Origin of the sequence: Rathayibacter sp. PhB1 (genome assembly GCF_004362935.1) — a bacterium.
In the GTDB taxonomy this organism is placed as follows: domain Bacteria; phylum Actinomycetota; class Actinomycetes; order Actinomycetales; family Microbacteriaceae; genus Rathayibacter; species Rathayibacter festucae.
The window spans coordinates 496123-504940 of the sequence record NZ_SNYD01000003.1 but is presented as its reverse complement, the minus strand read 5'-3'; the positions used below and the strand labels follow the sequence as shown (position 1 = coordinate 504940).

Sequence of the window (8818 nt, the reverse complement as noted above, 5' to 3'; positions counted from 1 at the left end):
GCAGCGGGTCCTCCTTGCTGATCGAGTAGCCCGCGCAGCGGGCGTATCGAGATCCACCGGCACCAGAAGTGGGGTCTGCAGGCCAGCCGTGTCGACGACGGTGGGTCTCGATACGCCGCGTGCCGCGGCTACTCGACCAGCATGCGGGGGCCGCGTGCCGCGGCTACTCGACCAGCATGCGGGGGCGGCGTGCCGCGGCTACTCGACCAGCAGGAAAGGGGCCGGTCAGCGCGTCCAGTCGGGCTCGGGGCTCTGCTGCTGCAGCTCGGCGGCGCGGGCGCGGGTGAGGTGCACGGAGTCGCGGACGCGGGTGGGCATCGGCACGAGGTGCTCGCCGGGCTCGCGGTCGTCGTCGAGGAGGAGGCGCACGGCGAGGGCGCCCATCTCCTCGAAGGGCGCGGCGGCGGTGGTGAGCATCGGGTGCAGGTACACCGCGATGTCGTCGTCGTCGAACGAGACGACCGAGACGTCGCGCCCCACCTGCAGGCCGGCCTCCCCGAGCGCGCGGTAGGCGCCGAACGAGAGCCGGTCGTTCAGGCAGATCAGGGCGTGCGGCGTGACTCCTGCGGCGAGCAGGTCGCGGACCGCCTCGTAGCCGGCCTTCACCGACCACGGCCGGCACGGCAGCTGGGCGATCGGGCGGACCCCGTGCGCGCCCAGCGACTCCCAGATCCCCTCGAGCCGGCGCTGCACGGCCAGGCTGAGCCACTCGTCGTCGGGCTGGTCGACGGAGCGGCCGACGATCACGACGCCCTCGGAGTGGCCGGCGTCGAGGAGCAGATCGACGACGTCGACGGCTCCCGCGCGCTCGTCGGCCAGCACGGCGTCGGGTCGCGGCCCGCCCGCCGAGCCCTCGGGCTCCTCGGCGACCGCGTTCAGCATCACCACCGGCGTGCCGCCCACGCGGGCCGGCAGGCGGAGGGCGTGCGGCCGTGTCGCGGCGTAGATGATGCCGTCGACTTGACGGTCGGTGAGGGCGTCGACGGCCTCGTCGAGGGCGTCCGCCTCGCCCTCGGTCTCGGCGATGAAGAGCACGTGGTTCTGCCGCTTCGCCTCGCGCAGCGCCCCGCGGATGAGCCCGCTCGCGAGCCGGTCGACGGTGACCTGCTCCGAGATGAAGCCGATGATCCGCGACTTCTGAGTGCTCAGCGCCCGGGCGGTGAGGTTCGGCCGGTAGCCGAGCTCGTCGGCCGCGGCGCGCACCCGCTTCGCCGCGTCCTCGGACAGGCGCGTGCCCTGCCGGTCGTTCAGCACGAGGGAGACGGCGGTCGTCGAGACGCCGGCCTTCCGCGCGACGTCGGCCATCGTCACTCGCTGCCGCACCATCGCGCCCCCCTCCGCCGTTCCTGGTCGTCCCATCGTAGATCGATCCTGCTAAAGCGATTGACTTGGCGAGCTAAACCGCATAACTTCGCCAGTCAAGCGGTTTAGCACCGCTACTCGTTCAACGGAGAGGGATGCACATGCGGTCGACCATCGCCGAGGAGGCGCTCGGATGCTGACCCTCGAGGGCTCGTGGGTCTGGGACTTCTGGCTGGCCGACGACGGCGACGAGTTCCACGCCTTCTTCCTGCACGCACCGACCTCGCTCGGCGAGGAGAGCCGCCGTCACCGGGCCGCCCGCATCGGCCACGCCGTCTCCTCGGACCTCTCGTCCTGGACCGTGCTCGAAGGCTCGCCCTTCGCGCCGGGTCCCGCCGGCGCGTTCGACGAGACCGCCACCTGGACCGGAAGCGTCGTCCGCGGCGACGACGGGCTGTGGCGGATGTTCTACACCGGCTCGCGCTTCCTCCACCCCGAGCCGCTCGTCGCGAACATCGAGACCATCGGAGTCGCCGTGTCCGCCGACCTGCGCAACTGGGAGAAGCAGCCCGGCCCGGTCGTCGTCGCCGATCCGCGCTGGTACGAGACCTGGGGCACCTCCGAGTGGAAGGAGGAGGCCTGGCGCGACCCGTGGGTCTTCCGCGACCCGAGTGGCGACGGCTGGCACATGCTCGTCACGGCGCGCTCCACGGAGGGGCCGCTCGACGACCGCGGAGTGATCGGCCACGCCGTCTCGGCCGACCTCGTCGACTGGGAGGTGCGCCCGCCGCTCTCGCGCCCGGGTGCCGGATTCGCGCACCTGGAGGTCCCGCAGATCGAGCTCGTCGACGGGCGCTGGCTGCTGCTCTTCTCCTCGACGGAGGACTCGATGACCCCGGCGCACGCGCTCGCGCACCCGCGGGCGGGCACCTGGGCGGTCGAGGTGAACGATCCGACCCGGTGCTACGACCTCTCCGGCGCACGACCCCTGACGAAGGACTCGCTCTACTCGGGCCGCGTCATCCGCGATCGCGCGGGTCGCTGGCAGTTCCTCGCCTTCCGCACCGCCGACGAGAACGGCGTCTTCCTCGGCGGAATCGTCGACCCGATCGCCCTCGGCTCGGCCGAGCTCACCGACGCCGCTCGCTAGCGGCCCCGATCCCGCCGGGGCCCGCAGGCGCGTCCCGGCCGCTACCACTCAGCCTGCACCCCGCATCCGAGGACGGATGCGCTCGCACAGCACCAAGGAGAACCATGAGGAACACACGCACCATCCGTCGCGGCGCCCTGGTCGCCGTCGCGGTCGCCACGGCGATCGCCACGATGACCGGCTGCTCGGCCGGAGGCGGTGGCGGCACGGACGCCGCGGCCGGCGACGGCACGGGAGAGATCAACGTCTGGGCGCACCAGGGTCAGGACAGCGAGAACGCGGCTCTGCAGGCCGCGGTCGACGGCTTCAACAGCTCGCAGGACGAGGTGACCGCGAAGCTGCGGATCATCTCCGGCGACACCTACACGACCACGATCACGAGCACGCCGAAGGACCAGCTCCCCGACGTGCTCGAGATCGACGGGCCGACGCTCGCGAGCTTCGTCTACAACGACAAGATCACCCCGATCAGCGACTTCGTCGGCCAGGCCACCATCGACAACGCCACCCCGGGCTCCATCGCCGAGGGCACCTCGGACGACGAGCTCTACGCGCTGGCGATGTTCGACTCCGCCATGGGTCTGTACGGCAACAAGACCCTGCTCGACGCCTCGGGGATCAGCGTGCCGACCTCGTTCGACACGGCCTGGACGGCCGACGAGTTCTCGGCCGCGCTGAAGACACTCGCCGCGGCGAACCCTTCGGGCAAGTCCATCGACCTCAACGAGGCCAGCCTGTCGGGGGAGTGGGGTACCTACGGCTTCGCGCCCCTCATCCAGTCCGCGGGCGGCAACCTGATCGAGGACGGCAAGGCCGCCGGCGCCGTGGACTCGGACGCCAGCGTGCAGGCGCTGACCGACTTCGCGTCCTGGAAGGACTACTCCGACCCCAACTCCGACGGCAACGCGTTCGTCGACGGCCGGGTCGCGGTCGCCTGGGGCGGGCACTGGAACTACCCGACCTTCTCCGAGGCGCTCGGCGAGAACCTCGTCGCCCTGCCGCTGCCGGACTTCGGCGACGGCTCCAAGGCCGGCGCCGGCTCCTGGACCTGGGGCATCGGCTCCGGCACGAAGAACGGCGACGCGGCCGGAGCGTTCCTGGACTACCTCCTGAACGACCAGAACGTCGGCGCGATGACCACCGCCAACGGCGCGCCGCCCGCGACGAAGACCGCCTTCGCCGCCGACGCCCTCTACCAGGACGGCGGCGGGCTGGCCCTCTGGGGTCAGCAGCTGGCGAACGCCTGCGCAGCGGACGCGATCACGGACGACTGCATCGCCGTCTACCGCCCCGTCACCGCCGGCTACCCGACGATCACCGCGAAGTTCTCCGGAGCCCTCGCCGCGGTCTGGGGCGGCGCGGACCCGAAGGAGTCCCTGACCGACGCGGCCACCGCGATCGATCAGAGCTTCGCCGACAACGACGACTACAAGTAGCCGATCCGGGCGGGCGCTCGCAGCCGGGCGCCCGCCCACCCCCTCCTGCCGCCCGGCGCCGACGCCGACAATCGAAGGACTCCGACCGTGGCCTCACCCGTATCGACGCCGATGCGACCCGTCGCTCTCACCTGCGCCCGACCCCGCTTCCGCTGGAAGGACACCCGCGACGGCGCCCTCATGGCCGCCCCGGCGGTCCTCGGACTGATCGCCTTCGTCGCCGTCCCGTTCGTCGCGGCGATCGTGCTCTCGCTCTACAACGTCCAGGTCGACCAGTCCCGGCCCGCGAAGTTCTGGGGTCTCACCAACTACATCCGGCTCTTCACGGATCCGGTGATCTCGGGGGCGTTCCTGCGCTCGCTGGTCAACAACCTCGTCTTCGCGATCGTCGTGATCCCGGTGCAGACCGGCCTCGCGCTGCTGCTCGCCGTGCTTCTTGACCGCAAGCTCGCCGGCGTGCGCTTCTTCCGCACCTTCTTCTTCATGCCGGTCGTCTTCCCGATGGCCCTCGTCGCGGTCGTCTGGCGGCTCATCCTCGACCGCAGCCCCGACGGGCTGCTCAACTCCTCCGTCACCTTCGTCACCGGCGGGCTCGTCCCGGCGCACGACTGGCTCGGCTCCTCGGCGACCGCGCTCGGCTCGGTGATCCTGCTCTCGATCTGGCAGGGCGTCGGCTTCCAGATGGTGATCCTTCTCGCCGCGCTGCAGGAGATCCCGGAGGAGCGCTACGAGGCGGCCCGGCTGGACCGCGCGAACGGCTGGCAGCAGTTCGTCCACATCACGGTCCCGGGCATCCGCAACACGCTGATCTTCGTCACGCTGCTGACGACGATCCTGGCGTTCCGCGTCTACGACCAGGTCTTCATCCTGATCCGCACCGCCGGCGCCAACGAGGAGGGCACCCAGACCCTGCTCTACAACGCGACCCAGACCATCTACAGCGAGAGCAACCTCGGGCGGGCGTCCGCCATCTCGGTGGTCCTCTTCCTGATCATCGTCGTCATCACCCTGATCCAGCGTCGGGTCCTCCGCCAAGGGAGCGAGAGTTGAGCACAGCATCGGGGCGCCGCACCGCCCGCACCGCCCGCACCGCCCGCACCGCCCGCACCGTACGCGACTACGTCGTGATGATCGCCGCTGCGGCACTCATGTTCGCGCCGATCTACTACCTCCTGATCGGCAGCCTCAAGCCCTCCGCCGAGGTGCTCGACGGCTTCGCCGGCTTCCTGCCGACGAACCTCTCCTTCGACAACTACGCCAGCGTCTTCACGGCGCTGAGCTCGGATGCGACCGGCCACTTCTGGCAGTTCTTCGCCAACTCGTTCGTGATCTCGCTCGTGATCGTCGTGGCGGGGCTCGTCGTCAACTCTCTGGCCGGCTACGCCTTCGCCCGGCTGGAGTGGGTGGGCCGCGACAAGGTGTTCCTGCTGATCGTGCTGCTCGTCATCGTGCCGTTCGAGTCGGTCGCGATCCCGCTGATGTCCCTGCTGCAGGGGCAGCGCGACACGCTCCTCGTGCAGATGATCCCGTTCATCGCCAACGCGTTCTCGGTCTTCCTCTTCTACACGTTCTTCCTCAACGTGCCCAAGAGCATGGAGGAGGCGGCCCGGCTCGACGGCCTCGGCGCCTGGGGGACCTTCGTGCGCGTCGTCGTCCCGAACTCGCGCCCGGTCTTCGCGACCGTCGCGATCCTGACCTTCCTCTCCTCGTGGGGGCAGTACCTCTGGCCCTCTCTGGTCACCTCGGATCCGGCCGCTCGGCCGCTGCCGCTGGAGATGAGCGTGTTCTCGGCGCAGGTCCCGCCCGACTGGGGACAGACGTTCGCCTTCGGCACGCTGCTGGTGCTGCCGGTGCTGATCGTCTTCCTGATCTTCCAGCGCTACTTCGTCCAGTCGGTCGCGGGCTCGGCCGTGAAGGGCTGACCTGCTCGCCTTGACCACGTCAATAGTGAGTACACTCAGTAATGAGTGCGCTCGCCAAATCCGGTCGGGCCGCCGATCGTCTCCAGGAGTCCCCGTGCGCGCGTTCGTGATCGACAGGTACAAGCAGCCTCTGCACGAGACCGACGTCCCCGAGCCGCTCGTCGGTCCGCGCGACGTCCTGGTGAGGGTGGCGGCCGCGGGGCTGAATCAGCTGGACGAGAAGATCCGCCTCGGCGAGTTCACGGCGATCCTCCCGTACACGACGCCGCTCGTCCTCGGCCACGACGTCGCCGGGACCGTCCTGCGCGTCGGGTCGGCGGTCCGCGGCTTCGCCGTCGGCGACACGGTCTACGCCCGCCCCCGCGACCACCGCATCGGGACCTTCGCCGAGCGCATCGCGATCGACGAGGCCGACGTGGCCCTCGCCCCGTCCTCGATCGGCCTCACCGAGGCGGCCTCGCTCCCGCTGGTGGCGCTGACCGCGTGGCAGGCGCTCGTCGTGAAGGGGAAGGTCGGTCCCGGATCGAAGGTCCTCATCCATGCCGGCTCCGGCGGAGTCGGCACCGTCGCGATCCAGCTGGCCAAGCACCTCGGCGCCTTCGTCGCGACCACCGCGTCGGCGGCCCAGTCCGGCTTCCTCCACGACCTCGGCGCGGACCTGGTGATCGACTACCGCAGCCGGGACTTCGAGAAGGAGGTCTCCGGCTACGACGTCGTGCTCGACAGCCTCGGCGGCGAGAACCTCGCGAAGTCGCTGCGCGTGCTGGCGCCGGGAGGCCGGGCCGTGGGCATCTCCGGCCCGCCCGACCCCGCCTTCGCGAAGAAGAGAGGGCTGAACCCGGTCCTCCGCCTCGCGATCGCCGCCCTCAGCCTCGGGGTCCGTCGCCGCGCCCGCTCGCTGGGCGTCCACTACGAGTTCCTCTTCATGGAGTCGAGCGGCGAGCAGCTGACCCGCATCGCCGAGCTCGTCGACGCCGGCGCGATCCGCCCGGTCGTCGGTGCCACCTTCCCCTTCCACGAGACGCCCGCCGCACTCGCCTCCCTCGGAGCCTCCCGCGCCCGCGGCAAGACCGTCGTCCTCGGTCTCTGACACTCCTCCCGCCTACCCGCCCCTGAAGGAGCAGACACCATGAGCACCGCCGATCCCGTCGTCACCTCGTACGCGCTCGCCCCCGCGAGGAGCGTCACCACGCAGGGCAAGACCTTCGCCTACCGCGAGCTGGGTCCGGAGGAGGGCGTCCCCGTCGTCTTCTTCGGGCACCTCGCCGCGAATCTCGACAACTGGGACCCGCGCATCGTCGATGCGATCGCGGCGCGGCGGCACGTGATCGCGTTCGACCAGCAGGGCGTCGGCGCCTCCGGAGGCACCGTGCCGGGCACGATCGAGGAGGCCGCCGACGACGCGTACCTCTTCCTCCGGGGCCTCGGTCTCGAGAAGATCGACGTCTTCTCGTTCTCGATGGGCGGGATGATCGCGCAGGACCTCGTCGTGAAGCACCCCGAGCTCGTCCGCAGGCTGGTGCTCACGGGCACCGGTCCCCGCGGCGGGAAGGACATGGACAAGGTGGTGGGCGTCACGTACTTCGACCTCGTACGCTCCGTCCTCACCCGCTCGGACATCAAGGAGTTCCTCTTCTTCCCGCGCGACGCCGCCGGCAGGAAGGCCGCCAAGCAGTTCGTGGGACGCCTGAAGGAGCGCACCGCCGACCGCGACGAGAAGGTCAGCACCAAGGCCTTCACGACCCAGCTGAAGGCGATCCAGCGCTTCGGCCGCTCGGCGCCGTCGGACCTGTCCGTCATCACCCAGCCCACGCTGATCGCCAACGGCGACCACGACCGCATGGTTCCCTCGGTGCTGTCCCATGATCTGCACCGGCGCATCGCGGGGTCCGAGCTGATCCTCTACACGGACTCGGGGCACGGCGGGATCTTCCAGTACTGGGAGGAGTTCGTTCCCGTCGCGGCGGAGTTCCTGCGGCCCTGATCAGCGGCCGAGGTGGCGGTCGGGCCGGGCTGCCGGTCGGGTCGGGCTGTCTGTCAGGTCGGGCTGTCGGTCGGGTCGGGCTGTCGGTCAGGTCGGCAGGATCGCTGCGAGCTGAGAGCGGATCGCGGGGAGGATCGCCGCGACGTCGGGCTCGTCGCCGGCCGCGAGGGTGACGAAGACGACCGCGGAGACGACGCCGGCCACGGTGCTCGCGCTCGGCACGCCGCCGCGCTCGAGGATCTCGGCGATCGCCTCCTCGCTCCGGCCCACGATCGAGCGAGCTTCGGCGTGGTGCGGCTCCGCGGGGTCGCCGAAGACCATCTCGCGGAGGTAGACGCGGCCGTTGCCGACGTGGGCGCGGTTGCAGGCGACGATCGGCGCGACCAGCGCGAGCACGGCGTCGAGCACTGTCCCGGCGTCCGCGGCGGCGGCCCGGCCGCGCTCGAGGGCCTCGGCGTAGTGGGCGTTCTGCACGAGCAGCAGCAGCTCGCTCTTCGTCCTCGCGTAGAGGAAGAGAGTGCCGGTGCCGATGTCGGCGCGCTCGGCGATCTGCTGCGTGGTCACGTCGTCGACGCCGTGCTCGGCGAACAGCTCGCTCGCGGCCGCGGTGATCCGCTCGAGCTTGGCGAGCTTGTTCCGCTCGCGGCGCCCGGGCGCCGCCGAGGGCAGTGCAGTCGACATCGGACCTCCCGGGCTGAGGAACCGAGTGTACTCAGTTCTGCGGAGAGGGCCTGGGGCTCGGTCCGCCCTCTGCGGTAGCTGCTCGACCGGAGGGGAATCATGCTGATCGAGTAGGCCGCGCAGCGGGCGTATCGAGATCCACCGGCGTCGAAAGAGGAGTCTGCAGACCGGCCTGCTGGTGACGGTGGGTCTCGATACGCCGCGTGCCGCGGCTACTCGACCAGCATGAAAGGGACGCGCCAGCGCGCGGTCTCGAGACGCCCCCGTTGAGTGCTCGACCAGCATGGGCCCGCGCTGGTGCGCACTTCCCTGCTGAGTGAGCAGCCCGCGGAGCGGGTCCTCC

Annotated in this window: 8 protein-coding genes; 6 read left to right on the top strand and 2 right to left on the bottom strand. The window is 70.6% G+C overall.

What is annotated here, in order from left to right; genetic code table 11:
- Positions 1-225: 225 nt before the first annotated feature.
- Positions 226-1326 (bottom strand): LacI family DNA-binding transcriptional regulator, encoded by a 1101-nt coding sequence (locus tag EDF17_RS10040; RefSeq protein ID WP_123446967.1) that lies wholly within the window; start codon positions 1324-1326, stop codon positions 226-228.
- 169 nt (positions 1327-1495) lie between these two features.
- Here EDF17_RS10040 and EDF17_RS10035 point away from each other — a divergent pair, with 169 nt between their 5' ends.
- The 6 genes from EDF17_RS10035 to EDF17_RS10010 all read left to right on the top strand — a co-directional run bounded on the left by EDF17_RS10035 (position 1496) and on the right by EDF17_RS10010 (position 7794).
- A complete protein-coding gene (locus EDF17_RS10035; RefSeq protein ID WP_123446966.1) occupies positions 1496-2452 on the top strand; it encodes a glycosyl hydrolase family 32 in 957 nt (318 codons plus the stop codon).
- 104 nt (positions 2453-2556) lie between these two features.
- Positions 2557-3888, top strand: a complete 1332-nt coding sequence (locus tag EDF17_RS10030) for an extracellular solute-binding protein (protein WP_123446965.1) — start codon at positions 2557-2559, stop codon at positions 3886-3888.
- An 87-nt stretch (positions 3889-3975) separates the two neighbouring features.
- A complete protein-coding gene (locus EDF17_RS10025) occupies positions 3976-4938 on the top strand; it encodes a sugar ABC transporter permease (protein ID WP_243732850.1) in 963 nt (320 codons plus the stop codon).
- Entirely contained in the window at positions 4935-5810 is an 876-nt protein-coding gene (locus EDF17_RS10020) for a carbohydrate ABC transporter permease (protein ID WP_243732849.1), read from the top strand. The genes EDF17_RS10025 and EDF17_RS10020 overlap by 4 nt, the downstream gene beginning before the upstream one ends.
- Before the next feature lie 94 nt (positions 5811-5904).
- Positions 5905-6900 carry an NADP-dependent oxidoreductase gene (locus EDF17_RS10015; RefSeq protein WP_123446964.1) on the top strand — a complete coding sequence of 332 codons (996 nt, stop codon included), beginning with the start codon at positions 5905-5907 and terminating at the stop codon, positions 6898-6900.
- A 39-nt stretch (positions 6901-6939) separates the two neighbouring features.
- The gene (locus tag EDF17_RS10010; protein WP_123446963.1) at positions 6940-7794 is read left to right on the top strand and encodes an alpha/beta hydrolase; all 855 of its coding nucleotides are present in this window, start codon (positions 6940-6942) and stop codon (positions 7792-7794) included.
- A gap of 87 nt (positions 7795-7881) precedes the next feature.
- Here the strand turns inward: EDF17_RS10010 and EDF17_RS10005 are convergent, their stop codons facing one another.
- Complete coding sequence (locus tag EDF17_RS10005) at positions 7882-8475, bottom strand: TetR/AcrR family transcriptional regulator (protein ID WP_123446962.1); 594 nt, start codon at positions 8473-8475, stop codon at positions 7882-7884.
- Positions 8476-8818: the final 343 nt, after the last annotated feature.